We start from the raw sequence: 25,701 nt of genomic DNA on the forward strand, positions 1-25,701 counted from the left end.
CGCGACACAAAAAAACCACCGAGACCGGTGGTTTTTTTACGCCTATGCTTTTTGGCTCGAACCCGCCAAGAGGACAGGCCCATGACGGACTGGCTGCTGGATCAGGTCTTTGATTTCAACGGGCGACAGATTCGCCACGGGGTGCGCGGCGACGGCCCGCCGCTGGTGTTCGTGCACGGCACGCCCTTCTCGTCTTACGTGTGGCACCGCATCGCGCCGCACTTTTTTGCCACGCATCGGGTGCATTACTTCGATTTGCTGGGCTACGGGCAGTCCGAGCAACCGGACGCCGATGTCTCCCTCGGTGTGCAGAACGACTTGCTCGCGCAGTTGCTCGATCACTGGAATCTGCAACGCCCGGACGTGGTCGCCCACGACTTCGGCGGCGCCACTACCCTGCGCGCGCATCTGCTCAACGGCAAGGATTACCGCAGCCTGACCCTGATCGACCCGGTGGCGCTGACGCCCTGGGGCTCACCGTTCGTGCAGCACGTGCGTCAGCATGAAGCGGCGTTCAGCGGCCTGCCCGATTACATCCAGCGCGCCATCGTGCCGACCTACATTCGCGGGGCGATTCACCGGGATATTCCCGATGACGAACTGGCGCCCTACGTGCAGCCGTGGCTGGGCGATCCGGGGCAAGCGGCGTTCTACCGGCAGATTGCGCAGATGGATCAGCGCTACACGCTGGAGGCGCAGACGCTGTACCCGACGATCCGTTGCCCGGTGCAGATTCTCTGGGGTGAAGAGGATCAGTGGATTCCCATCGAACGCGGGCGCGAGTTGCACAAGATGATTCCGGGATCGCAATTTCATCCGATCCCGAATGCCGGGCATCTGGTGCAGGAGGATGCGCCTGAAGCCATAGTCGCCGCGCTGCTGCGGTTCCTCTGATCCAATCCCGTGACCCTGTGGGAACAACTGCTCCCACATGGTTCGGTACGGCGCCCGATGCACTGCTTTCGCGCCGATCATCCGTGTCTCGTCTATAAATACCCGCAACATCGCGTTTGGCACGACCGCTGCAACCACTTCGCGTCCTCCCCTTTCCAGCAAGGAATGCCCCCATGACGCAAAACGATCCCGGCAACGATTACCCCCTCAGCGAAGTGCCGATGCACGCGCGCAAAGGCCTGGCCTCCACGGCGATGGTGCTGCTGGGGTTTACCTTCTTCACCGCGACCATGTTTGCCGGCGGCAAGCTCGGCGTGGCGTTCAACTTCGGTGAGATGCTCGCCGTCATCGTCATCGGCAATCTGCTGCTCGGTGTGTATGCCGCAGGCCTCGGCTACATCGCCTTCAAGAGCGGGCTGAATTCGGTGCTGATGGGGCGCTTCTGTTTTGGCGAAGTCGGCAGCAAGCTCAGCGATCTGATCCTCGGGTTCACCCAGATCGGCTGGTACGCCTGGGGCACCGCGACGGCGGCGGTGGTACTTGGCAAGTATTTCGATCTGAATGAAGCCACGGTGCTGGGGCTGATGGTGCTGTTCGGCCTGGTGTTCTGCGCCACGGCGTATGTCGGTTATCGCGGGCTGGAGATTCTGTCGTACATCGCGGTGCCGGCGATGATGTTGCTGCTGATGCTGTCGATGTGGGTCGCGACCGTGAAAGTCGGCGGCCTCGACGGCTTGCTCAGCGTCGTGCCCAGCGGTTCGCTGGACTGGTCGACCGCCATCACGCTGGTGTTCGGCACCTTTGTCAGCGGCGCGACCCAGGCCACCAACTGGACGCGTTTTTCCCGTTCGGCGCGGGTCGCGGTGCTGGCCAGCCTGATCGGCTTTTTCATCGGCAACGGCCTGATGGTGCTGATCGGTGCCTACGGCGCAATCGTCTATCAACAGCCCGACGTGGTCGAAGTGTTGCTGTTGCAGGGCTTCGCCATGGCAGCGATGGCGATGCTGTTGCTGAACATCTGGAGCACCCAGGACAACACCATCTACAACTTCGCCGTCGCCGGCTGCAACCTGCTGCGCACCGGGCGCCGCAAGACCGTGACCCTGGCCGGTGCCGTGATCGGTACGGCGCTCGCGCTGCTGGGCATGTACGACATGCTGGTGCCTTATCTGATCCTGCTGGGCACGGTGATCCCGCCGATTGGCGGGGTGATCATGGCGGACTTTTTCTTCCGCTGGCGCGGGCGTTATCCGCGTCTGGCCGACGCACGGTTACCGGCGTTCAACTGGCCGGGGCTGGCGGCTTACGCGGCCGGAACCGTCGCCGCGTTCGGCTCGCCATGGGTCGCGCCGCTGGTCGGGATCGCCGTTGCCGCGTTAACGTATATCGCAGTGACCGGCCTGCTCGGCGCCCGCAACGCGGCCGCCCCTCTACAAGATCTATAAAAGGATTCGCCCGATGCACATCATCAACGCCCGACTGCGCAACCAGGAAGGTCTGCACGAATTGCACCTCGAAGACGGCCTGATCCGCAGCATCGCGCGCCAGACCGAAGCGCCGACCCTGGGCCCCGACGACCTCGATGCCGGCGGCAATCTGGTGGTGCCGCCCTTCGTCGAGCCGCACATTCACCTCGACGCCACCCTGACCGCCGGCGAGCCGCGCTGGAACATGAGCGGCACGCTGTTCGAAGGCATCGAATGCTGGGGCGAGCGCAAGGTCACCATCACCCAGGAAGACACCAAGACCCGGGCGAAGAAAACCATCCAGACCCTCGCTGCCCACGGCATCCAGCATGTGCGCACCCACGTCGACGTCACCGATCCGCAGCTCACTGCGCTCAAGGCGATGCTTGAAGTGCGCGAGGAAAGCCGTCACCTGATCGACCTGCAAATCGTCGCGTTCCCCCAGGAAGGCATCGAATCGTTCCGCAACGGGCGCGAGCTGATGGAAGAAGCGATCCGCATGGGCGCGGACGTAGTCGGCGGGATCCCGCATTTCGAGTACACCCGCGACCAAGGCGTCAGCTCGGTGAAGTTCCTGATGGACCTGGCCGAGCGTACTGGCTGCCTGGTGGACGTGCACTGCGACGAAACTGACGACCCGCATTCGCGCTTCCTCGAAGTGCTGGCCGAAGAGGCCCGCAGCCGCGACATGGGCGCCCTCGTGACCGCCAGCCACACCACTGCGATGGGCTCCTACGACAACGCCTACTGCGCCAAACTGTTCCGCCTGCTCGGGCATTCGGGGATCAGTTTTGTCTCCTGCCCGACCGAAAGCATTCACCTGCAAGGGCGCTTCGACAACTTCCCGAAACGCCGGGGCGTGACCCGCGTCAACGAACTGCTCGAAGCCGGGATGAACGTCTGCTTCGGCCAGGATTCGATCGTCGATCCGTGGTATCCGCTGGGCAACGGCAACATCCTGCGGGTCCTCGAAGCCGGCCTGCACATCTGCCACATGCTCGGTTATCGAAACCTGCAGAGCGCGCTGGATCTGGTCACCGACAACAGCGCCAAAGCCATGCACCTTGGTGAACGCTACGGCCTGGAACAGGGCCGCCCGGCGAACCTGCTGATCCTGTCGGCGGACAGCGATTACGAAGTGATCCGCAGCCAGGGCCTGCCGCTGTATTCGATCCGCAACGGCGAGGTGCTGATGAAGCGGCAGATGCCGGTGGTGGAATTCGTCTAAGGTGTAGAAGTCGGCGCCGCAACGGCGCCGACTGCTTCCGATGGACGCCCTGTCATGCCGTAGTTCGCGCGTAGTTGCTCCGCTGCCATCCTCATTGATCCGTGAGGACGCGACATGAATCAAAAGACCACTTCCGATCCCATGGCCACGCTTTACCAGGAAGGCCGCCATACGTTTGTCGAACTCGTACCCGATGGAGGGGCCAGGCTCGACGCCTTGTTTCATACCGTTCCCGCACTGCGCGAACTTGCCGTTGGCGTGGTGTACGGGCATTTACACTCACGTCCCGGTCTTGATCCGCGATTACGCGAAGCGGTGTCGTTTGCCGCCATTGTCGCCTCGGGCATGGTCGGGCCACCGCTGAGCGTGCACCTCAAAACCGGCCTGGCATCGGGCCTCGCACCGGGTGAATTGACTGAAATACTGCTGCAGGCTTCGGCCTTCGCCGGTTTCCCCCGAGCGGTCAGCGCTGCGGAGCAGCTCAATCATCTGTTTGCAGACGCGGACCTTGAATCACCACCGTCACGCACCCCGAGAGAAGTCACTTCGAGATTTTGCTCTGACGTTCGCGAGGGCCATTCACCCATTCCGTTGAGTGCCGCTGTGAAACGCCAATTGCGGCACGCAGACCGTTTGGCGCTGCAAGCCTGCTCGGCGCAGGCTGTGATCGTCGAGTGCTTTCAAAGCCCCGAGACACAGCCCATAGCCCTGCTGTATGTGACGGTGGTCGATGACACTGTTGTCGCCGTGAAACTGTTCAAAGGCCAATGAACGGTTATGGATCGGGGCGGCTTTATCGCAAAACGATAGAGCCGACCTGTCAGATCTGACAGGCGACAATCGCTGCGTGTCGGCTCACAGTAAGCCCCAAGGGATCCATCGTTCCCGGGGGGACGATCATGAAAGGGACTTCACCACTTCTTCTGATTTTCGCGCTTGGCCTCGCCGTCACCGCCACCAGCTCTGCGAGCGCGGCAGTTCGCAACGGCGGCGGTGAAAATATTCTGCTGCAAACCTTCCACTGGAATTCCAGCCGCAATCCAACCCCCTGGTATTCAGTACTTGCTCAACAGGCGGCGACCATTGGCAACGACGGATTCACCCTTGTCTGGTTACCGCCCCCTTGGACGGACAACTCAAGCTGGACCGACAGCCAGGCTCAGACCTCCGGTGGTGGAGAAGGCTACTTCTGGAACAGCTTCGACAAAAACAGCCGTTACGGCACTGATCAGCAACTCAAACAAGCGGTGCTGGCGTTCAACAACGCTGGCGTGAAAGTCGTCTTCGACGTCGTGCCCAATCACACGGACGATAAAGCGGTCTTTCCGCTGTTCCCGGCAGGGAACAACGAACGGCGGCACGACTGCGCAAATTGTGACGAAGGTGACGCGTTTGTGGATGGGAGGGCGGATTTGAACACTGCGAATCCAACAGTCTTCGAAACCTTCAAAAACGAGTTCATCAATCTGCGCGACAACTACGGTGCTCGAGGCCTGCGCTTTGACTTTGTCCGTGGCTACGCGCCGGAAACCGTGGATCGCTGGATGAACGCCTTCGGCAACCAGCAATTTTGCGTCGGCGAGAACTGGAAAAGCCCCGGGGAATACCCGCCGGGCGACTGGCGACACAATGCGAGCTGGCAGGATGTGCTCAAGGACTGGTCGGATCGCTCGCACTGCACGGTGTTTGATTTCGCCCTCAAGGAGCGTATGCAGAACGGTTCGCTCGCCGAGTGGCGCCACGGTTTGAATGGCAATCCGGATCGTGCCTGGCGCGAAATCGCCGTGACCTTTGTCGACAACCACGACACCGGTTATTCACCCGGCGCCTACGGCGGCCAACATCACTGGGCGTTGCCCGATCCACTGGTCAATCTGGCTTACGCCTACATCCTCAGCAGTCCCGGCACGCCGACCGTTTACTGGCCGCACATGTATGACTGGCAGCGTGATCAACTGATCCGGCAACTGATCAAACTGCGCAAGAGTGCCGGAATCCGCGCTGATTCGCCGATTCGCTTCAACACTGCCTATTCGGGACTGGTCGCCACCACACAAGGTGTACGCGGCACATTGGTGATCGCCCTCAAATCCGATCTGCAACAGTTGCCGCAAGGCAAGGACGCGCCGACCTTGAACTGGGATAACGGCGATATCCGGATCTGGAGCGGCCCTGTGGAACCGGCGACAGTGGCAGTCAACGTGCATTGCGATAACGCCAATCCGCAACCGGGCGAAAGTGTCTATGCAGCGGGTTCATCGCTGGAGTTCGGGGCGTGGGACCCACAACATGCGATAGCGCTGACACTGAACAACAAACGCTGGAGCACAACCGTGGAGGTGCCAGGTCAGCAACAGCTCGAGTGGAAGTGCATCGTGCGGGGCCAGGCGCCGACCGCAGTGTATTGGCAGGCGGGCGCGAATAACGCATTCAAAAGTGGTGCGGTGAGCGACACTGTCGGGCGGTTCTGATCTTGAGGCTTCAGCAATTTTCGTCGCGCACGGCGGTGCCGAACAGACGCACGCCAGTCAGTTCTCCGTCGCGCGCCTCCAGCAGGATCGGCGCCGTGCCACCCGGCATTACCACCTGCACCTCTCCCGCCGACACCCAGCCTACCCGCCATGCCGCAGACGCCACCGCACTGGCGCTGGTGCCGGAAGACGCCGTCGGCCCCTCGCCCCGTTCGAACACCCGCGCCACAATGCGTTGATCACCGGCGCGCATCGCCCATTGCAGATTGACCCCGGCCGGGCACGGCTGGCCGGCGCCGGTGGGCATGGCGTAGGCGATGGCGGTCAGACTTTCCGCCAGCGGTGCTTCAAGCATCTGTGCGTTGCTCGGCAATGCGGCTTCATCCTGCACCAGGGTCACGCAATGCGGATTGCCGATGCGCACGAACTGGCTGTGCACCCAGGCGGGATTGAGTTGCGCCAGCGGTCGAACACCGCTGACTGCCACACCGTTGAACGGCACCGGTTCAACGCCGAGTGCACCGACCGCCGCCGGGCCGAAACCGGGCTGGCCGAGGTCCAGCCAGAAGCCCTGCACGCCCGCCACTTGCGCCGGCTTGACCGAGGTCGGCACTGGCGATTGCGCATCCGGTTTATCGTGATGCACCCGTAGCGTCGCACCCTCCTCCGGCATCAGCCCCTGTTCGAGCAGCGCCCGGGAGAAAATCGTCAGGCCATTGCCGCTGCGTTCAGCCAGCGTGCCGTCGGTGTTGACGATCAGCACATCAAAGGGTGGCGAGGCTTGAAACGGGCCGATCAGCAAGCCATCGCTGCGGTGAGACTTGCTACCGGCGGGGCGTTGACCATCGGGCCAATCGCAGCACAGCGCAATGGCAGCAGCGCTCCATGCCTGTCGCGACAGCGCGCACTGCTCGGCGCCCGTCGGTAATTCGATCCCGGCATCGCGCAGCGCCTGGGGCGATACGACCCCGTAGATATTGCCTCGTGCATCGTAGAACTGCGTCATGAACCGGCCCTTGTTTTTCCCGTCGACAGGGGCGCCACTGTAAATCGCAACGCCCTGCCGAGGCGAGCGGGCTCGCTCCATCGAAAGAGCTGTGCAAGGATGTCCACTGCTGAAACGTTTTTTGCCAAGGATCGTTATGACCAGCCTCACCCCTCAAGACACGTTCGTTCCCGGACGCCTCGAACAGATGTCCACGCGTATCGCCTTCTTCATCGCCGGGCTCGGCATCGCCGCGTGGGCGCCGCTGGTGCCCTACGCCAAGGCGCGCGCCGGGCTCGATGAAGGCACGTTGGGATTGTTGTTGCTGTGCCTGGGCGTCGGCTCGATTCTGGCGATGCCGCTGGCGGGGATTCTGGCCACGCGGTTTGGCTGCCGGAAAGTAGCCACCGGCGGCACGTTGCTGATCTGCGCGGCGTTGCCGTTGCTGGCGACGGTGTCGTCGATTCCGGCATTGATCGCCACGTTGTTCATGTTCGGCGCCGGGCTGGGCACGGTGGATTCGACGGTGAACCTTCAAGCGGTGATCGTCGAGCGGGCCAGCGGCAAGAACATGATGTCGGGGTTTCACGGGCTGTTCAGCCTCGGCGGGATCGTCGGCGCGGCGGGCGTCAGTGCCCTGCTCGGTCTGGGGCTGTCGCCACTGGCAGCGATGCTGGTAGTGGTGCTGGTGCTGATCGCGGCGCTGTTCAAGGCCGTGCCGCACATGCTGCCTTACGGCAGTGAAAGCTCGGGGCCGGCGTTCGCGGTGCCCCACGGGATCGTGCTGTTCATCGGCGGCATGTGCTTCATCGTATTCCTCACCGAAGGGGCGGCGCTGGACTGGAGCGCGGTGTTCCTGGCGCAGGAACGCGGGATCGACACTGCCTATGCGGGGCTGGGTTACGCAGCATTTGCGTTGACCATGACGGCGGGTCGCTTGACCGGTGACCGGATCGTCCGCGCACTGGGCGCAACCCGGATCATTCTGTTTGGCGGTCTGCTGGCCGCGGCGGGATTGTTTCTGGCGACCTTCGCCCCGAGCTGGCAAGCCGCGCTGCTCGGTTATGCGCTGGTTGGCGCCGGCTGTTCGAACATCGTGCCGGTGCTGTACACGGCGGTGGGCAAGCAAACGGTGATGCCGGAAAGCATCGCCGTGCCGGCAATCACTACGCTGGGTTATGCGGGGATTTTGGCAGGGCCCGCGGTGATCGGGTTTGTCGCCCACGCCAGCAGCCTGAGTTTTGCCTTCGGGCTGATGGCGACATTGCTGGTGGCGGTGGCGATTGGCGGGAAAGCGCTGAAGGTCTGAGCCTGATCTGATGTGTTCAGATCGTTCCCACGCTCTGCGTGGGAACGCAGCCAGGGACGCTCCGCGTCCCAATAAAAGCGGACGCGGAGGTGTTCCCACGCAGACGGTTCGACGGAGGAACCATCAGTGCAGATCAGAAGCCTACGCTGGCCTGCACGAAGAACGTCCGCGGCGTACCCACGTAGATCCCCGAGTTGTTGTCACTGGAGCGGGTGAAGTACTGCTTGTCGAAGATGTTTTTCACCCCGGCGCCAAGCTTCAGATTCGACAGCTGCGAACCGAAGTCATAGCCGCCGCGCACGTTCCAGGTCACGTAACCCGGAATGTCGCCGTACTGCCCGTCCGCCGTGCCTTCGGTGATGTAATTGCCATTGAAGCTGCCATCAGCATTCACGCCGGTGCCCGGCGAGCGCTGTTTGGACTGGGCGAAGCCGTCGATGTTGTAGGTCCAGCGGTTGATGTCGTAACGCAGGCCGACGGTGGCCACCTGACGCGAGTAGAACGGCAGGTCGCGGCCCTTGAAGCCGGGGATCTCGCCTTCGTAGGTCGCGCGGGTGTAAGTGAAACCGGCGTTGGCGGTCAGGCCATCAAGGCGCGGGTCAAGCGCCGCCATGTCGTAGTGCACCGACGCTTCGATACCCTGGTGCTTGGTCGCGCCGAGGTTGGTCCAGCCCACGTCGTTGCTGATGTATTGCAGTTCGTCATCGAAGTCGATGTAGAACAGCGTCACTTCCCCGCCCCACACGTCATCGTTGTAGCGCGTGCCGATTTCGTAGGTCTTGGCTTTCTCCGGCTCCAGACCATTGGCGGTCTGGTCACCCGAACCGCCCTGCCCGAGCTGGAAGTATTGCAGGCTACCGAACGACGTCTCGTAGTTGGCGAACAGCTTCCACGCATCGGACAGGTGATACATCACGCTCAGGGCCGGCAGCGGTTCGTTGCTTTCGATGCTGCGGTTTTTCTCCGGGACGCGTTTGCCGGCGGTGTCGAGTACGGCGCGATCATGCCAGTCGGTGCTGATGTGCTCGAAGCGAATGCCCGGGGTCACGGTCCAGTTGCCGACATCGATCTTGTTGTCGATGTAGACCGAGTTGGCCTCGGTGCCGCCGGTGCGATCCTGGAACACATGACCGTCGGAGGTCTTGGTGACCACCGGCACATTGTTGACCAGCGCCAGGCGGCTCGATTGTTCGTGCATCGCCTCTTTCAGATAACGGTAACCGACGCTGACTTCCTGAGTGGTCGGGCCGACGTCGAACACACGCGAAACGCGCGGCTCGATGCCCAGCGTGTAGTAGGAACGCGGGAACGAGCTGAGGGTTTTCTGATCGCGGGCGGCGATGGTGCTGCCGCGAAAGCTGTCGGAATAATAGGTCAGCACTTCTGCCTGAGTGCGCTCGTCGATCTGCCGGATCCACTTGAACGACACGTCCTTGCGGCGGCCGCTGAAGCCGTCGTAGTCGCGGTCGGACTGGAACGGTTTGTCGTCGTACTGCTTTTGCGTCAGGCCACCGGGCATGTCGGCGCTGGCGTCGTAGTAGTGGAAGTTGAGGCTGAAATCGTCCTGATCGGTCGGCGCCCAGTGGGTCTTGAGGATCACGTCGTCGATGTCGTTGCCGTTGTTGCGCTCCCGGTAACCGTTGCCGTTGACGCCCGAGTACAACAGCGCCATGCCGATGCCGTTGTCGGCAGTGCCGCCGAGAAACGCGGTATCGATGTGTTTCCAGCCACCGTGCTGGGAGGTTTCCAGGGTGGTGCCGATTTCACCGGTGGTTTTTTCCGGGATCGCGCGGGTCACGAAGTTGATCACGCCGCCGACGTTCTGCGGCCCGTAACGCACGGAGCCGGCACCACGGACCACGTCGATGCTGTCGAGGTTGCCGGAAGAGATCGGCGCCATCGACAGTTGTGGCTGGCCATACGGGGCAAACGCGGCCGGCACGCCGTCGATCAATACGGTAGAGCGTGGCGACAGGCGCGACGTCAAACCCCGTACGCCGACGTTCAGCGAAATATCGCTGCCGCCGGTGCCGTTGGCTTCCTGCACCTGCACACCCGGCACACGGCGCAGCACGTCGCCGACGTTCATCGCGCCCTGCTCGACCATCGCTTCACGGCGAATCACCGTGCGCGCGCCGGGGTGGTTCTGCACCACGGCGGCGTTGGCGTCGCCGAGCCAGTCGCCGACCACCTTGATGTCGGTCACGCCCAGTTCCAGCGGGCCGCTGGCAGCGGAAGTCGGGGCCGGCGACAGCGTCACCGAACCTTCATTGATCTGGTAATCCAGACCGCTGCCTTGCAGCAATTGGCGCAGGGCCTGCTCCGGAGAAAGATTGCCGTCCACCGCCGGCGCCTGTTTGCCAGCGACCAGGTCCGGGCTGAAAAACACCTGCAACGACGTTTGCTGGCCCAGTTCGCTCAGGGCCTGACCCAGCGGCTGTGCGCGGATGTGAATGGCTTCGGCGGCAAAAGCCATCGGCACGGCGGCGTTGACCGCCAGCGCAAGCGCCAGCGGTAACCAAGGGGATTTATTGTTTTTGGCGGTGGAGTTTTTCACGTCGAACGGAGTCCTGTGGATCGCAAGAGTGTGCGGCTGTTAATGCAAACCAGTTGCAGTTGAACAGGAAGACGACGAACTCGAAAAAAACCTGAATTTTATTTTGAAATTATTTCCTGGCTGCCGTCGGCAAGGGTGCGCACGGCCACCGGAAGAATGCTTGGCAAGGCCTTGAGCAAGGCATCGGTGTTGTCGGATTTGAACACGCTGGTCAGGCGCAAATTGGCCACGGCCGGGTTGGCGACCTTCAGCGGCTTGTCGCGATAACGCGACACTTCCTCGGCGACTTCGCTGAGGCTGGCATTGTTGAACACCAGTTTGCCGCTGCGCCAGGCCGTCAGCTCCGCCGGGTTGACCGCGTAGGCCGGCGCCACTTTGCCCTGGGCATCGATCCGCGTGCCGAGACCGGCGGTGAGGCTGATGAAATCGGCATTGGCCGCATCACGGCCCTGCACCTTGACCGTGCCCTGCTCCACCGCGACCCGGGTCTGCGTCACGTCGCGCCGCACATCGAAGCGGGTGCCGGTCACCGTGACCTTGCCGCTGCCGGTCTCGACCACGAACGGGCGGGAAGTGTCGTGCTCGACGCTGAACATCGCTTCGCCTTCGGTCAGTTCGATGAGCCGCCGATCCTTCTCGAAACGCACCTGCAGACGGCTGCGGCTGTTGAGGTCGATCACCGAGCCGTCCGGCAGCGCGACATGCTTGCGCTCGCCCAGCGCGGTGGCGAACTCGGCGCTGTAACCCGTCGGGTGATTCAAGCCGCTGAACAGGCCGAGCCCGAGCGCCACCGCGACCACGCTGGCCGCCACGGCATAACGCAACAACGGTCGGCGCTCGCGCCGCGCCGGCGGGGTTTCGCAAAGGGCCTTGAGCCGTGGCGCCGGCAGCAGATCCGCCGCCGTCCACAAGCCTTGCAGCAACTGGAATTCGTAACGGTGCTGCGGATGTTCGTTCAGCCAGGCGTCGAAGCGCTGCTGTTCGTCGACGCTGACGGCCGGCTCCTGCAAACGCACAAACCAGCGTGCCGCGTCATCGCGCACCGTTGTTTGCCCGCACGCGCAATCACGAGTATCCATCATGGAATGTCCTGTTTGGCTGGGGATGAAAAGACGCCACGGCTCATGATTGCGCCCCATCCAGGCGATCACGCAGATGCCGCAGGGTGCGGATCATATACTTTTCCACCATGTTCCTGGACAGGCCCAGGCGTTCGGCGATTTCCGCCTGGGTCAGGCCCTCGATCTTCTGCCAGACGAAAATCCGTCGGCAGTTGACCGGCAACTCGGTGAGCGCGCGTTCGATGGAGTCGGCCAGCTGGATCGCATGCATGTAATGCTCCGGGTCGCCGGTCGGCGCCTCACTGAGATCGATCGCCTCCGACTCCATGGCGCCCCGCCGGTCCTCACGCCGATAGCCGTCCACCGCGATGTTGCGCGCGGTCTGGTGCAAATACGCCCGGGGTTGCTGCACCGCCGACGAATCGGATTCGAGCACCCGCACAAAGGTGTCGTGCGCCAGATCCTCGGCCTGCGAGCGATTGCGCAGGCGACGGGTCCAGGTGCCGATCAACTCTTCGTAATGCTCGAGAAAGCCGGGTCTGCGGGGCAGCATGGGGATCATTGCGGCGTGCTGAGGAAAGGGGAACGAATGGTAATGCTTCCTATTAAGCCGAGGCAATGGATTCCGACGAGTGCTATACGGAGCACAGGGCATTCATTGAAACGCTTGAGTTTTCTGAACCGGGCCTTTTTCTCAGGTTACGTCGCCTGCCCCAAGCCACTCTCTGACGGATTCCAAAGCCATCACCTCCTGACGGAAGGCATGCCGTCACGCCTCTTCGCCTGACACCCTCGCCTTTTTGGTTTGGCTTTGGTTATCTGGCTCAACCTCATCCTCCCTCAATCTGACGTTACGCTCGCGATACTCGATCGTGATGTCACCATGAGTCGCCCAGAGGTGCTCCAACTGTTTGGCAGGTGGTTTTTCGGCCTTGATTTTCGCAACCGAGGCCTCGCGCAATGAAGTCCTGAAGGTGTCGGAGAACTCAAAGCGCTCTTGAGCCCTTCTCGCGATCAATACGTGCCTTGATTTGAGGGTCGCTTCTATCCGGTTACCCGCTCTCAGGCCTTTGATCAGCTCGGACATACTATGGAGCGCTGCCTGCTTGGGCGCAGCGCTGCCGATGCAATTCTTCTCAGCCTTGGGCGGAGAAATCAGTCCAGTGGTTCGCCACGTAGATCGCTTGAGCGTTCGACTCGACATGAAATGATCGTTCCATAGCACAGCCTGCGAATAGATTGGCCATGCATCTACGGCAATAATCGCTATGGTTTTCAGTGGCTTGCCGTTTACATATCGGATAATCGATTCAGGTTCTTCCCCCTTCCACACAAGGCAAAATCCATGATCTGCCGGCTTGGGTGCCGAAGCGCGCATCACACGCCATTCACTGGAGAAATACTCCCGGCACAACACGTAGGCCAGATCGGCCATTTCCCCGCAATTCCCTGCGCCGACTTCCAGAGCGGCGATCGCTCCTCGCATTGGATGATGGGGACCGCTGTTGGGTCTGACAGGAAGCGCGTACAACTCTTTCTTCAATGCCCGAGCCTCTCTCACCAGATGAGTCGCAGGATAGGCACTGATAACGGCTTTCTGCTCCTTGCTCTCCGGGACAAATACGGTCGGGATATTAGAAGCGACCTGATTTCCCGAGCCATGACGAAGGGATTTTTTGACGGAATAGATAATCAGATCCGCCAACTGTATTGCACGAACGTACTCACTCGGCAACTCAACTGTCTTGTCCATGACATGAAGCTCTCCAGAGACGATGTTCGCGTGAGATTAGCTCATAAATTGCAACCCGCCGTGACGAAAACGTTGACAGAGTCAGTGTCAACCAGAAAGGAATTTTCGGCCGAACGACCACGTTGGCAAGCACGCCGGTTCCCGCAGACGTATAACGTGGCTGTGGGTTCCGGTGCATCCACCGTAGCTGGGTGGATTTAGCGCGCCCCTTCAATTCCAGCTTGAAGATATTGGCTGTCAGCATGACCGCTCAGGGTCACCGGGCCGACTTTCAGGTTGCCGTTTTCAAGGGACACCTTCGGTGCGTTTTCTTCAGTTTTGTGTGGCAGGTCGAGGCCGGCTTTTACGCCGTAGTCGAGGTTGCTCAGATCGCTGCTGCTGACCTTCGAGCCGCCCAGATCGACTTTGCCTTCGGCGGCAGAAATCCGCGCACCGGTCAGCTGGGTAGCGCCGCCGACCGTGAGATTCACACCCTGACCAGCACTGATACCGGAGGCCTGTTTGACGCTGTCCTTGTGCGCGTATTCGCCTCCGGCTTTCAGCGTTGGCTTGTAGTCGGTGCCCGCGAGTTTGCCCTTGTCGTCGGCCGGAGTCTTCTTGGCGGTGAGGCCCAGATCCACGTCAACCTTGGCGTGAGTGCTGGAGTCCTGACGGCTTTCGACCGTCAGATCACCCGCCACGTTGCCGCTGACGTTGCGCGCATCGATCCGCGCGCCGTTCAGGCTCGCATCGCCGCCGCTGTTCAACACCACCGTGTCAGCCTTGATCTGGCTTGTCTGCTGAGTGGTGCCTTGCAGGTAATCCACGCCCACCTTGGCCCCGGCATTGAAGCCGTGATCGCTGCTGACTTTTTCATCGGCGGCGGTCGGTGTGCTTTGGCTCAGATTGCCACCGGCATTCAACGCCACATTCCAGTTATTGCGGCTGTCGGTGGATTGCGCGGATTCCTGAACGAAACCGCCCTTCTGCGCGTCGATGCTGACGTTTGGCGCGCTGACCTGAGTGCCTTGCAGGTGCACCGAATCGCCGCTCAAGGCGATGCCGTTCTGGCTGGTGAGCTGGCCACCGCTGAGGGTCTGCGTGTTCTCGTTGACCCGACCGATGTTGAAGTTGCCGCTAAGGCTGCCGCCCTGATCGCGGCTCTTCTCGCTGCTGGTTTTGCTGCCGCCGGCCTTCAGGCCGCCGCCGAGATTGCTGCCGGTGGCGACGTGCGAGTCGGTGGCCGCTTGCAGGTCGAGCTTGCCGTCAGCTTTGAGGTCGATAGCACCAGCGCTGTCGATCTTCGTGCCTTGCTGAATCTGATTACCGCCGCTGCTCAATTGCACCGTGCCGTTGCCGCTGAGGCTGGCAACATGCGCCTGGCTGTCGGTGGTCTGGTTGCCTTTGTGATCGAGCTGGAACCCGGCGCCGAGATCGACATTAGTGCCTTCGGTGCCCGGCAAAGTGCCGACGGTCAGCGAACCGTTGCCGCGCAGGCTGGAGCTGTCGCTGCTCTGGCGGTCGTTGGCCTGATTGAGTGCCAGATCCCCGCCGGTCTTGACGCTGACACCGCCCTGGCCGCCATCGAAACGGCTGCCTTCGAACCGGGCATCGCCGCCGACATGGATGTTCACACCCTGATTGCCAGCGTAACCGCCGACCACCGCGGTGGAGCTGTCCTTGCTCGACTGGCTGCTACCACCCGCGCCGCTGCCGGCCACATTCACGTCTTCGCCGGTCTTGGTGTAGACGCGCACATCGACCTTGGCATCCACCGATTTTTCGGTGCTGCTGTGGGTGTTGTTCGCGGCATCGGCCACCAGTTTGTCGGCGCTGATGTTCACTTGGCCGGCGCTGGCGTTGTACTGGGTGCCCTGATCGTGCAGCGTGCCGCCGACCTTCACGTTCACGGTCTGGCCATCGAACCGGCTGACTAAGGCGTTGCTGCCCTGCTCGGTTTTATCGGCGCCGGCATGACCGATTGCCACGTCGATACCGACGTTCGGCTGACCGAGATTGGCCAGTACGTCCTTGTCCGGCACCTTGCCGTCGAGCACTTCTTTCACCGCGCCGGCAATCGGCCGGGCGATGTCTTTGTACTCGACGTTGGCGCCGATGTCCGCCGACCAGTTGCTCTCGCTGTGGGTGCTGCTTTCGGTGTTGCTCGCAGCACGGTTGTCGACTTCGTTGGCGGCGACATTCAGACCGTTGCCGGACTTCAGTTGCGCGCCTTCGGTGACGAGTTTGTCAGCGTTGATGTTCAGGCTGCCGCTGCTCTGCACGCCAGTGGTTTGCGCAGCGGTTTTAGCGGTGGTGTCTTGCGAAGTGCTGTGCGAGAAATCCACACCGCTACCCGCGCGGTCGAGGCCGCCGGTGTAGTAGAAACCGCCGCCGGTGTTGCGGGTTTCGGTCGAGGTGCTGTGGCTGTCCTGCTCGGCCAGCAACGAGACGTTCTTGCCGCTCAGGGTGGTGTCGCCGGCGTTGGATTTCACCTCGGCGCCCTTGAGCGTCACGTCGCCGCCCGCCTTCACTTGCACGCTGCCGCCGCTGAGGCTGGAGCCCTGCTGAGTGACGTCGTTGGCGGTGACGGTTTGCGCCTTGTCTTCGTAATGCACGCCGGCGCGATACTGCTCCGCCGTCTGCTCCTTGGCGTAGGCATCGAAACCTCGGGTCTGCGTGCTGTTGCTGCTGTCGTGGGTGTTCTGCGTCGAATGCACATTCACATCGCCCGCAGCATCGGCCACCAGCGCGCCGCCAGCCTTGACCGTGGAACCGGCGACGTCGATGTCCTTGGCGCTCTTGAGCTTGAGGTTGCTGTCCGACACCAGCTCGCTGCGCACGGTGGTGCTGTCCTTGCTGTTCTGCCGGGACTCGTCCTTGGTGATGCCGAAGAACTTGCTGTCCTTGTCGTGATTGTTGCTGTGCGAGGTGTCCTGCACGCCGTCGATGGTCAGCGAACCGTTGTCGCTGATCACGCTGGCGTCTTTGCCGCCGCGCACCTGACTGCCGCTGATGCGCACGTCGTCGGCCTTGACCACCAGTTTGCCGGCCGCGTTGATCTTGCTGCCCTGATGCTGGGTCTGGCCCTTGTCGGCGTCGCCGGTCTTGCCGAAGAAACCGCCGCCGACCAGATCACCGGAATAGCGGTTGTCGCTGCTGCGATGGGTGCGGGTCGCGGTGGTGATTTCCACCTGTTTGCCGGCCAGTTGCAGATCACCGGCGCTGTTCAGTTCGGCGCCTTCGGAGCGCAACAGTGCGGCGGTTTGCAGGGCAATGTTGCCGGCCTTCAACTGGCTGGTGACGCTGCGCTGCTCTTCGCTGCTGCTGTCCCAATCGGCTTTCCACAGGTGTTTGCGGTGCTTGCCCTGATCGGTCCGGGTGTGGCTTTCAGTAGCGGCGGTCAGGCGCAGGTCGCCGCCGCTTTGCACGCTGAGGTTGTTCTTCGCGTCGACCTTGGCGGCTTTCAGTTCGGTGTCTTTGCCGGACGACAATTGCGCGTCGCGGCTGGCGACGATCTGGCTGCCGTGCTGACGCGAATCGCTGTCGGTCTTGGTGCGCTCGTAAGTTTCCCAGGTGATGCCGATGGTGCTGTTGTTCCAGTTCTCGCGCTGTTCCTGGAGCTTGCGGCTTTCCACGGTGGTCAGGGTCAGATTGCGCTTGGCCTCGACCTTCACGTCGCGACCGCTCACGTCAGTGGCGGCCAGGGTCAGGTCCTTGCCGCTGTGCAGGCCGACGTCGCCCTGGCTGCTGCGGATGCCGGCGCGGGTCAGGTCGAGGCTGTCCGGGATCGCCTGACCGCTGACGGCCAAGTCGCCAGCCGACCGAATCTGCACGCCGTCGCGCCCGGCGACTTGCACAGCGCCGAGCTTCACGCCCGCGCCTTCAGCGGTGCTGACGATGTTGATGCGCCCGGCCTGCATCGCGCCGAACAGGCTGGCGTCGATCCGCTGATCGGTGGTGTTGCCCGCCGGGTCCACGGCTTTCACCTGGCCGCTGGCGTAGTCGATCTGATTGCGCCCGACGGTGAGGTTCAGTTGATCACGCGCAGCAATCGCGCCCTGGCTGTCGATGCGCGGGGCGATCAGGTTGATCGAACCTTCGCCGTTGCGCAGGCCGCCGCTCTGGATCTGCAACTGACCGGTGGCGTCGCGGGTGCTCAGGGCTTGCAGCTTGCCGTCGTTCAGCTCGGGACGGCCGACCAGCAGATTGGCGTTCGGCGTGTTGATGAAGCTGCCGCCATTCACCGAAATGCCGTTCGGGTTGGCGAGCACGTAGTCGGCGGCGCGACCGAAGATTTCCTGGGCGCCGTTGATGGCCGACGGGTTGCGGCTGATCACTTCGTTGAGGATCACGCTCGCGGCCTGGCCCTGCAATTGCGGGTTGGCCGCCAGTTGCCCGGCAAGCTGCGATTGCCCGGTCTGCAAGGCGTTGTTCAACACCAGGCCCTGTCGGTCGACGTTGTAGTCGAGGAACTGGTTATGCGACAGGCCCTGTCCGTTGGGCGCGACGATGTTGACGATCGGGACGCCGCCCTGGGTCTGCAATTGCGCGGTGCCGCCGGGGCCGGGTGCGACCACCACACCGCCGGCCATGGCGCCCGGCAGGTGAGCGACCAGGAACAGGCTGGCGATGGCCCAGCGTAGTTTGCCCCGTGGGGAAAGATGAAACGCAAAGGTGTTCATTGGCATAAAAAACTCTCCATGTAGTGCGGCATCACGTTGCGCGTTGAGTTGAAGGCCACGGCTGTCGCGCTCAGGTCCGATGGCTGTTGTTCACTGACGTTCATATCTGTAATCCGACCCGCATCAGCCAGGTTTCAGGCTCGCGGTGCAGGCCGGTCGGGGTGTTGAGGCTGCGCTGGTAATCGACATCCACTTGCAGGTTTTTCCAGCCCAGGTTGAGGCCGATGCTGGCGCCGCTCAGACGTTGAACCGAAGCACCGTGATCGGCCTTGATCCAGCCGTGGTCGAGGCCGACGCGCGGGGTGAGCTGCATCGGCAGATCGCTGCGCAACGGCAGGCGCAAGGTGTTGCGCCAGATCGCGCCGCTGGCGCCGGACGCACTGCTGATCCGATAACCGCGCACGGCGGAATCGTCGGTGCCGAGCAGTTGTTCGATCGCCGGCAGCGGATCCGGGCTGTATTGCACATTGAGTTGGCTCTGCCATTGCCAGGCTTGCGCGCCGAGCTGGCCGTTACGCCACTGGCTGAGGCCGGCGCGGTACTTGCGAAATTGCGCCTTGGGTAGGTTGTTGACCTGGCGATCGGCATCGTCATCGGCGCCCAGCCAGCGCAAACCCTGGGCGTAATTGACGTCGAGGTTCCACACCGCGCGGTCGAGCCAGAACAGATTGAGCCCGGCCTCGGCCACGGTCAGGGTCGGGCTCTGGATGCCGAGGCGGACGCTTTCCAGATAGCTGTCGACATCCTTGTGCGCCAGTTGCAGGTTGGCACTGAGCTGATGGCTCTGGTCGCGCCACAACACCCGGTCGGCGCGCAGGTAGAGTTGATCGGTGATGCCGGTGCTGTTCAGGGTCGCCGTGCTGAGTTTGAACGGCGCGCGGTATTCGGCGTGGCTGGCGAAGGTGCTGAACGTCCAGTAACCGTAGGGAATCGCGTAATAGAGGCTGACGTTGCGGCTGTAGCGGTCGCCCTGATTGAGGGTGTCGCTGGCGCTGAGGCTCAACAGATCGTTGAGTTCGAGCGGACTGTCGAGGGTCAGGCTCAGCGTGTCGCGATCACGACCGGTGCTGGCGCTGCCGAGGTTGTCCACGCCCAGGCCCAAGCTCCAGCGCGACTGCCCCGAGGTACGTGAACGCAGGATGATTTTCGACGCCCCGGGCTGACTGCCGGGGGCGATGTCGGCGGTCAGATCGAGCGAGCGCAGACGGTTCAACTGATCCAGCCCCTGCTCCAGATCCCGCAGGTTCAGCGGTTTGCCGAGCATGCCAGGGAACGCCCCGCCGAGTGACACCGGCAGGCTTTGGTCCGCCAGTTCGATGGACTCGATGTAACCTTCGTCGATCAGGATATCCAGCGATTGCCCCGCTGCCGGCGCGCTGCTCAGGTACGGCCGGCTGGCGATGTAGCCCTTCTCCACGTACAGCGCGGTGATGGTCGCCAGCAGATGGTTGATCTGGCCGACGCCCATGCACGGCGCCAGCAGCGGTTTGATCCGGGCGTTGAGCTTGTCTTTGTCGATCAGCGTGACGCCGCCGATGCGCGTCCCGCTCAAGGGCCAGCAGCGCTCATCGGGTTTGATCGATTCAGGAATGGCCGGATTGGCCGGCGCCGGGCCGAACGCGCCGCGCTCCAGCTGCCGCGTGCGCTGTTCGAGTTGCAGCTGTTGCAGATCGCGCTGTTGCAGCTGTTGCTGGCGCAGCACTTCCTGGCCAGGGGCTGAAACTTCGGCGGCGAGAACGCCGGGCGCACACGCACTCAACAACAAGGCCGACGCCAGCGGGCGCGGCAGGAAACGACTACGAGAAACAGCGCGAAGCGAATACGGCACTCAACATCCTTGCAATCAACTGGCGTAATGCCACCCCATCAATTGCGGTGATAGTCAGAGCCTTCCTACACAAATGCAAGACGCTTCCTACGCTGCTTACATTTCTTAAACAAATGCCCTTTTAGCGCGGATCGCCAGCGATAACGCCAGCAAGTTGCAGATCATCAGGGTTTCCCCGAGGGCCTGAGACCAGGCTGCCAACATCAATCCCCCGCCGATCAACAGGTAGTAAAACAGCCCCAGCAACGCGCCGGCGGTACCCAAGCGATCCGTGTAATTGCTCAAGGCTGCTCCCAGAATGTTCGGAATCGCCATGCCGAACGCCAGTACCACCAGCAGCATCGGCAGCACGAACCAGATGTGCGCCTGCAACAGCCACACGCAGATGCCACCGAGCAAACCGGTGACGGCCGCAAGGCGAATCAACTGCAGCGGACTGCAGCCGATGCGCAGCAAGCATTTGTTGAGCCATGCTCCAAAACCTGAGGCCAACGCGAGCATCACGCCGCTGTAGCCGAACGCTGAACTGCTCAGCCCAAGCCGCTCGAACAGAAACGGTCCGAGGCTGTAATAGCTGAACAACGCAACGTTGAACGTTGCGATCCACAAAGCCGAACGCCAGATGCCGGGATCGCGCAGCATGTCGCCCATGGTTGCAAACAGACTAATGGAGGTGAGTTGTGGAGCACGGGTTTCCGGCAAGACGCGCCAGCTCCAGAGCCACAAGGCCGACGCCAGTAGCAACAACGCAGCAAGCACGCCGCGATAACCAAAGCCCTGAACCAGACTCGCCCCGCTGAACAAACCGATGGCTGGGCTGGCCGCCAGCGCCATGCCTGCCAGAGAAAAGACCTGGGCCAGTTCGCTCCCGCGAAAACGATCGCGCAACAACGTCTGGGTCACCACCGAGCCAACCGCAGCGCCGAATGCCGCCAGTGCCTGGGCCATCAACAAGCCGTTGAAACTGCGAACGCTCAAACCGAGTACGCAGGCAAAAACATAAATCGCCAGACCGGCGAGCATCGAGGGCCGGCGGCCGATCCGGTCGCACACCCGCCCCCACGTCACCACACCCAACGCGAACGCCAGGAAGTACACCGACAGGGTTTGCGCCGCCGCTTGCGGGCCGACATCAAATGCCCGGCCGATATCCCCCAGCGCCGGGCTGAACAAGGTCTGGGCGATCTGCGGGAACATCAGCAGTGCAATCGCCAACATCAACAACTTTCTTTGGTCCATCACCAAGACTCCTCAACAAAAACGCCGGGGAGTTTAAAAAACGGTGGCTGACGTATTATCCGAATCCTGACAATTTATCGTTGAAATCGGACAAACCATGGCCTGGCTCGAAGCCCACGATCGTTTTGACCCTGATCGCTTCCCGGCGCCGGTGATCGGCATCGCCTCTACTCTCGGCGATCACGACTCCGGCCTGCATCGGCATCAGCGCGGGCAACTGCTCTACACCCGACAGGGCTGCACCCGCATCACCCTGGCGCAGCAGTTGTGCCTGCTGCCGCCGTCGCGGGCGGCGTGGATTCCCGGTGGCGTCACGCATCGGGCGGTGATGCAGCAAAGTGTCGATTACCGCTCCATCTACCTGACGCCCGAGTTGTGCTGTGAGCTGCCGCAACAGGTTTGCGTGATTGAGGTCAGCCCGTTGCTGCGCGCGGTGCTGGAACCGATGGCGATTGCCGATTTCGCCACCGATTGGCAGCAAGGCAAATTTGTCCATTTGCTGGGGCTGTGCCTGAGTGAAATCCGTGATGCGGCGCAGCAACCGATGCTCCTGCCCCTGCCGGAAGACAAGCGCCTGGCGCTCCTGCTGGCACAACCCGAGCGACTGCCACCAGAACTGCAAGTGCTTGAGCAACAGATCGGCGCCAGCAGCCGCACCATCGGCCGGATCTTCCAGCGCGAAACCGGCATGAGCTATCAGCAATGGCGCCAACAGTGGCGGCTGATGCGCGCGATGGAATTGCTCGCCACCGGGCGCAACCTCGGCTACTGCGCGTTTGAACTGGACTTCGCCAGCGACAGCGCATTCATTGCGTTCTTCAAATCCATGACCGGCAGCACACCCGGCGCCTGGCTCAAGTAAGCAACTGACGATCGGCGACAAAAATCAATTGCCACAAAATATTACTCGCGTCATATTACGGTCGTAATAGCCATTCCGCTTTCTCAGGTATTACGCCATGACCAGCATGCCCACCGTAGAACCCGATCTCGCCGTTCCGGTCAGCGCTCCCAAACCGACCCTGCTCAAACGCCTGCTGTTGCCCGCTGCTGGCTTGGCCGCGTTAGTGTTGGCCGGGTTGTACGCCGTGCATTGGTGGGGCACGGGGCGATTTCTCGAGGAAACCGACGATGCCTACATCGGCGGCGACGTCACGGTGATCGGACCGAAAGTCGCCGGTTACATCGAGGAAGTGCTGGTCAGCGACAACCAGAAGGTGAAGGCCGGCGACGTGCTGATCCGCCTCGATGCCCGCGACTACCGCGCCAATCTGGCCAAGGCTGAAGGCGCGGTCGCCGCCGAAGAAGCGTTGCTGGCCAACCTCGACGCCACCGAACAATTGCAGCAAGCGGTGATCGGTCAGGCCCGCGCCGGGATCGATGCCGCCAGCGCCGAAACCGCCCGTTCGCGGGACGACAATGCGCGCTACAAACGCCTGGTGACCACCAATGCAGTCTCGGTGGAAAGCGCGCAACGGGCCGACGCCACCTTCAAGACCGCGCAAGCCTTGAGCGCCAAAGCCCAGGCCGAATTGCTGGCCGCGCAACGCCAGCTCACCGTGATCGAAACCCAGAAACAACAGGCCCGCGCCGCCCTCCAGCAAGCCCGGGCCGAGCGTGATCTGGCGCAACTCAACCTCGGCTACACCGAACTGCGCGCTCCGGTTGACGGCGTGATCGGCAATCGCCGCGCGCGGGTCGGCGCTTATGCGCAGGCCGGTTCGCAGCAGTTGTCGGTGGTGCCGGCCAGCGGCCTGTGGGTCGATGCGAACTTCAAGGAAGACCAACTGGCGCGGATGAAACCCGGCCAGCGTGTGAGCATCCGCGCCGACGTGTTGTCCGGCCAGGAATTCCACGGTCGCCTCGACAGCCTCGCCCCGGCCACCGGTTCGCAGTTCAGTGTGCTGCCGCCGGAAAACGCCACCGGCAACTTCACCAAAATCGTCCAGCGCGTGCCGGTGCGGATCCTGCTCGACCCGGCCGACGGCGTGCTCGGCCACCTGCGTCCGGGACTGTCGGTGACGGCTGAAGTCGACACCCGCGCCCAACCTGAAACCACGGCTGTGGCCAGCGCGCCATGAGCACCGCCCTCACCGCCGCCGCGCAGCCATTCAACGCCGCCGAGATGGCAACGGCGACCAAGGTGTTCGCCTTCGCCACGATGTGCATCGGCATGTTCATCGCGCTGCTGGATATCCAGATCGTCTCGGCCTCGCTGCGCGATATCGGCGGCGGGTTGTCCGCCGGCACCGATGAAACGGCGTGGGTGCAGACCAGTTACCTGATCGCCGAAATCATCGTGATCCCATTGTCGGGTTGGCTGTCGCGGGTGTTTTCGACGCGCTGGCTGTTCTGCGCTTCGGCGGTCGGTTTCACCCTCGCCAGCCTGCTCTGCGGCATCGCCTGGAACATCCAGAGCATGATCGCCTTTCGCGCGCTGCAAGGGTTTCTCGGCGGGTCGATGATTCCGCTGGTGTTCACCACGGCGTTCTTTTTCTTCACCGGCAAACAGCGGGTAATCGCCGCTGCCACCATCGGCGCCGTGGCTTCGCTGGCGCCAACATTAGGCCCAGTGATCGGCGGCTGGATCACCGACATTTCGTCCTGGCACTGGCTGTTCTACATCAATCTGGTGCCGGGAATTTTCGTCGCCGTGGCGGTGCCGATGCTGGTGAAGATCGACCAGCCGGAACTGTCGCTGCTCAAGGGCGCGGACTATTTGAGCATGGTGTTTCTGGCGCTGTTTCTCGGTTGCCTGGAATACACCCTCGAGGAAGGCCCGCGCTGGAACTGGTTCAGCGACCAGACCATCCTGACCACCGCATGGATCAGTGGCCTCGCGGGGCTGGCCTTCATCGGCCGCACGCTGCACGTGGCCAATCCGATCGTCGACCTGCGCGCGCTCAAGGATCGCAACTTCGCCCTCGGCTGTTTCTTTTCCTTCGTCACTGGCATCGGCCTGTTCGCGACGATTTACCTGACGCCGCTGTTTCTCGGCCGGGTGCGCGGCTACGGGGCACTGGACATTGGTCTGGCGGTTTTCTCCACCGGGGTGTTCCAGATCATGGCGATTCCGCTGTACGCCTTTCTGGCCAATCGCATCGATCTGCGCTGGATCATGATGGCAGGCCTGGCGTTGTTCGCCTTGTCGATGTGGGAATTCAGTCCGATCACCCATGACTGGGGCGCCGGAGAATTGCTGCTGCCGCAAGCCCTGCGCGGGATTGCCCAGCAACTGGCGGTGCCGCCAGCAGTAACGTTGACGTTGGGTGGCCTGGCACCGGCGCGGCTCAAGCATGCGTCGGGCCTGTTCAACCTGATGCGCAATCTGGGCGGTGCAATCGGGATTGCTGCGTGCGCGACCATTCTCAATGACCGTACCAACCTGCACTTCACGCGGTTGGCGGAGCATCTGAACAGCAGCAACGAAGCGGTGAATCAGTGGCTGGCCCAGGTCGGCGGCAACTTTGCCGCGCTGGGTCAGAGCGGCGATGTCGGCCTCACCGCCAGCCTGCGTCAGCTATGGCTGCTGACCTACCGTGAAGCGCAGACGCAAACCTACGGCGACACGTTCCTGCTGATCATGGTGTGCTTCGGCATCGCCACGGCGATGGTGCCCTTGATGCGCAAGGTGCAACCACCGGCCGCGCCGAGTGCCGATGCACATTGATCGATCAGGCTTGCGGGGTTTTACGGAAGCCCACGGCCAGACGGTTCCAGCTGTTGATGGTGCTGATCGCGACACTCAGGTCGACCATTTCCTTGGGCGAGAACTGCGCAGCGACCGCTTCGTAGTCTTCGTCCGGGGCGTGGGTCAGGCTCAGTTGGGTCAGGGTTTCGGTCCACAGCAGCGCGGCGCGTTCACGTTCGGTGAAGAACGGCGCTTCACGCCAGGCGGTCACGGCGAACAACCGCCGCGGGGTTTCGCCGCCCTTGATCGCGTCGGCGGTGTGCATGTCGATGCAGAACGCGCAGCCGTTGATCTGCGAAGCGCGCAGCTTGACCAGTTCGATCAGGGTCTTTTCCAGCGGCAGTTTCGAGACAGCGGTTTCCAGGGCGATCATCGCTTTCAGGGCATCTGGGGACGCGGTGTAGAAATCGATACGAGGTTTCATCGGGGATCTCCGGGGCAAGTGAATGTGGGGCTACGTTAGTCCCGGCGCCCGGACCGGCAAATAGCCAATCTCCCGGAAGATGGGTAGGCCACTGCGCGGGTGTCAGAAAAGAAAGTGTGAATGGGCAATTGCCA

Annotated in this window: 18 protein-coding genes; 9 read left to right on the forward strand and 9 right to left on the reverse strand. The window is 62.4% G+C overall.

From position 1 onward, the window contains the following. Positions 1–81: 81 nt before the first annotated feature. The 5 genes from BMZ46_RS23145 to BMZ46_RS23165 all read left to right on the forward strand — a co-directional run bounded on the left by BMZ46_RS23145 (position 82) and on the right by BMZ46_RS23165 (position 6,059). Positions 82–894: an alpha/beta fold hydrolase gene (locus tag BMZ46_RS23145; protein ID WP_074689160.1), complete on the forward strand. Its 813-nt coding sequence runs from the start codon at positions 82–84 to the stop codon at positions 892–894. Positions 895–1,067: 173 nt separating this feature from the next. Beyond that, positions 1,068–2,339 carry a cytosine permease gene (codB, locus tag BMZ46_RS23150; protein WP_074689162.1) on the forward strand — a complete coding sequence of 424 codons (1,272 nt, stop codon included), beginning with the start codon at positions 1,068–1,070 and terminating at the stop codon, positions 2,337–2,339. A gap of 13 nt (positions 2,340–2,352) precedes the next feature. After that, on the forward strand, positions 2,353–3,588 hold the full coding sequence (codA, locus tag BMZ46_RS23155; protein WP_039770269.1) for a cytosine deaminase: 1,236 nt from the start codon (positions 2,353–2,355) through the stop codon (positions 3,586–3,588). 114 nt (positions 3,589–3,702) lie between these two features. Beyond that, positions 3,703–4,359 carry a carboxymuconolactone decarboxylase family protein gene (locus tag BMZ46_RS23160; RefSeq protein WP_039770271.1) on the forward strand — a complete coding sequence of 219 codons (657 nt, stop codon included), beginning with the start codon at positions 3,703–3,705 and terminating at the stop codon, positions 4,357–4,359. Between the two features lie 128 nt (positions 4,360–4,487). Further along, a complete protein-coding gene (locus BMZ46_RS23165) occupies positions 4,488–6,059 on the forward strand; it encodes a glucan 1,4-alpha-maltotetraohydrolase domain-containing protein (RefSeq protein WP_074689164.1) in 1,572 nt (523 codons plus the stop codon). Positions 6,060–6,069: 10 nt separating this feature from the next. On the opposite strand, the gene BMZ46_RS23170 is transcribed toward BMZ46_RS23165, so the two are convergent. After that, complete coding sequence (locus BMZ46_RS23170; RefSeq protein ID WP_074689166.1) at positions 6,070–7,065, reverse strand: diaminopimelate epimerase; 996 nt, start codon at positions 7,063–7,065, stop codon at positions 6,070–6,072. 136 nt (positions 7,066–7,201) lie between these two features. Here BMZ46_RS23170 and BMZ46_RS23175 point away from each other — a divergent pair, with 136 nt between their 5' ends. Further along, positions 7,202–8,353, forward strand: coding sequence for an MFS transporter (locus tag BMZ46_RS23175; RefSeq protein WP_039770273.1), 1,152 nt, complete (start codon positions 7,202–7,204; stop codon positions 8,351–8,353). Between the two features lie 133 nt (positions 8,354–8,486). Here the strand turns inward: BMZ46_RS23175 and BMZ46_RS23180 are convergent, their stop codons facing one another. The 7 genes from BMZ46_RS23180 to BMZ46_RS23210 form a co-directional block, all read right to left on the reverse strand. Beyond that, positions 8,487–10,910 (reverse strand): TonB-dependent siderophore receptor, encoded by a 2,424-nt coding sequence (locus BMZ46_RS23180; RefSeq protein ID WP_074689168.1) that lies wholly within the window; start codon positions 10,908–10,910, stop codon positions 8,487–8,489. 98 nt (positions 10,911–11,008) lie between these two features. Continuing rightward, positions 11,009–11,992 carry a FecR family protein gene (locus BMZ46_RS23185; RefSeq protein WP_074689170.1) on the reverse strand — a complete coding sequence of 328 codons (984 nt, stop codon included), beginning with the start codon at positions 11,990–11,992 and terminating at the stop codon, positions 11,009–11,011. 40 nt (positions 11,993–12,032) lie between these two features. Next, positions 12,033–12,533, reverse strand: a complete 501-nt coding sequence (locus tag BMZ46_RS23190) for a sigma-70 family RNA polymerase sigma factor (protein ID WP_039770278.1) — start codon at positions 12,531–12,533, stop codon at positions 12,033–12,035. A 207-nt stretch (positions 12,534–12,740) separates the two neighbouring features. Continuing rightward, positions 12,741–13,724: a hypothetical protein gene (locus BMZ46_RS23195; protein ID WP_074689172.1), complete on the reverse strand. Its 984-nt coding sequence runs from the start codon at positions 13,722–13,724 to the stop codon at positions 12,741–12,743. Positions 13,725–13,921: 197 nt separating this feature from the next. Next, positions 13,922–18,391, reverse strand: coding sequence for a hemagglutinin repeat-containing protein (locus BMZ46_RS23200; protein ID WP_074689174.1), 4,470 nt, complete (start codon positions 18,389–18,391; stop codon positions 13,922–13,924). Between the two features lie 94 nt (positions 18,392–18,485). Then, positions 18,486–20,213 (reverse strand): ShlB/FhaC/HecB family hemolysin secretion/activation protein, encoded by a 1,728-nt coding sequence (locus tag BMZ46_RS23205; RefSeq protein WP_074689175.1) that lies wholly within the window; start codon positions 20,211–20,213, stop codon positions 18,486–18,488. Between the two features lie 105 nt (positions 20,214–20,318). Further along, positions 20,319–21,452 carry an MFS transporter gene (locus BMZ46_RS23210; RefSeq protein ID WP_074689177.1) on the reverse strand — a complete coding sequence of 378 codons (1,134 nt, stop codon included), beginning with the start codon at positions 21,450–21,452 and terminating at the stop codon, positions 20,319–20,321. 97 nt (positions 21,453–21,549) lie between these two features. On the opposite strand from BMZ46_RS23210, the gene BMZ46_RS23215 reads away from it, so the two are divergent. From BMZ46_RS23215 to BMZ46_RS23225, 3 genes are all read left to right on the forward strand, one after another. After that, on the forward strand, positions 21,550–22,314 hold the full coding sequence (locus BMZ46_RS23215) for an AraC family transcriptional regulator (RefSeq protein WP_074689179.1): 765 nt from the start codon (positions 21,550–21,552) through the stop codon (positions 22,312–22,314). A gap of 97 nt (positions 22,315–22,411) precedes the next feature. Next, on the forward strand, positions 22,412–23,533 hold the full coding sequence (locus tag BMZ46_RS23220; protein ID WP_074689181.1) for an HlyD family secretion protein: 1,122 nt from the start codon (positions 22,412–22,414) through the stop codon (positions 23,531–23,533). Continuing rightward, the gene (locus tag BMZ46_RS23225; RefSeq protein WP_074689183.1) at positions 23,530–25,122 is read left to right on the forward strand and encodes a DHA2 family efflux MFS transporter permease subunit; all 1,593 of its coding nucleotides are present in this window, start codon (positions 23,530–23,532) and stop codon (positions 25,120–25,122) included. The genes BMZ46_RS23220 and BMZ46_RS23225 overlap by 4 nt, the downstream gene beginning before the upstream one ends. A gap of 4 nt (positions 25,123–25,126) precedes the next feature. Here BMZ46_RS23225 and BMZ46_RS23230 read toward each other — a convergent pair whose 3' ends face one another. After that, positions 25,127–25,567, reverse strand: coding sequence for a carboxymuconolactone decarboxylase family protein (locus BMZ46_RS23230; protein ID WP_074689185.1), 441 nt, complete (start codon positions 25,565–25,567; stop codon positions 25,127–25,129). Positions 25,568–25,701: the final 134 nt, after the last annotated feature.

The organism is Pseudomonas sp. NFIX49 (assembly GCF_900115915.1).
GTDB lineage: Bacteria > Pseudomonadota > Gammaproteobacteria > Pseudomonadales > Pseudomonadaceae > Aquipseudomonas > Aquipseudomonas pharyngis.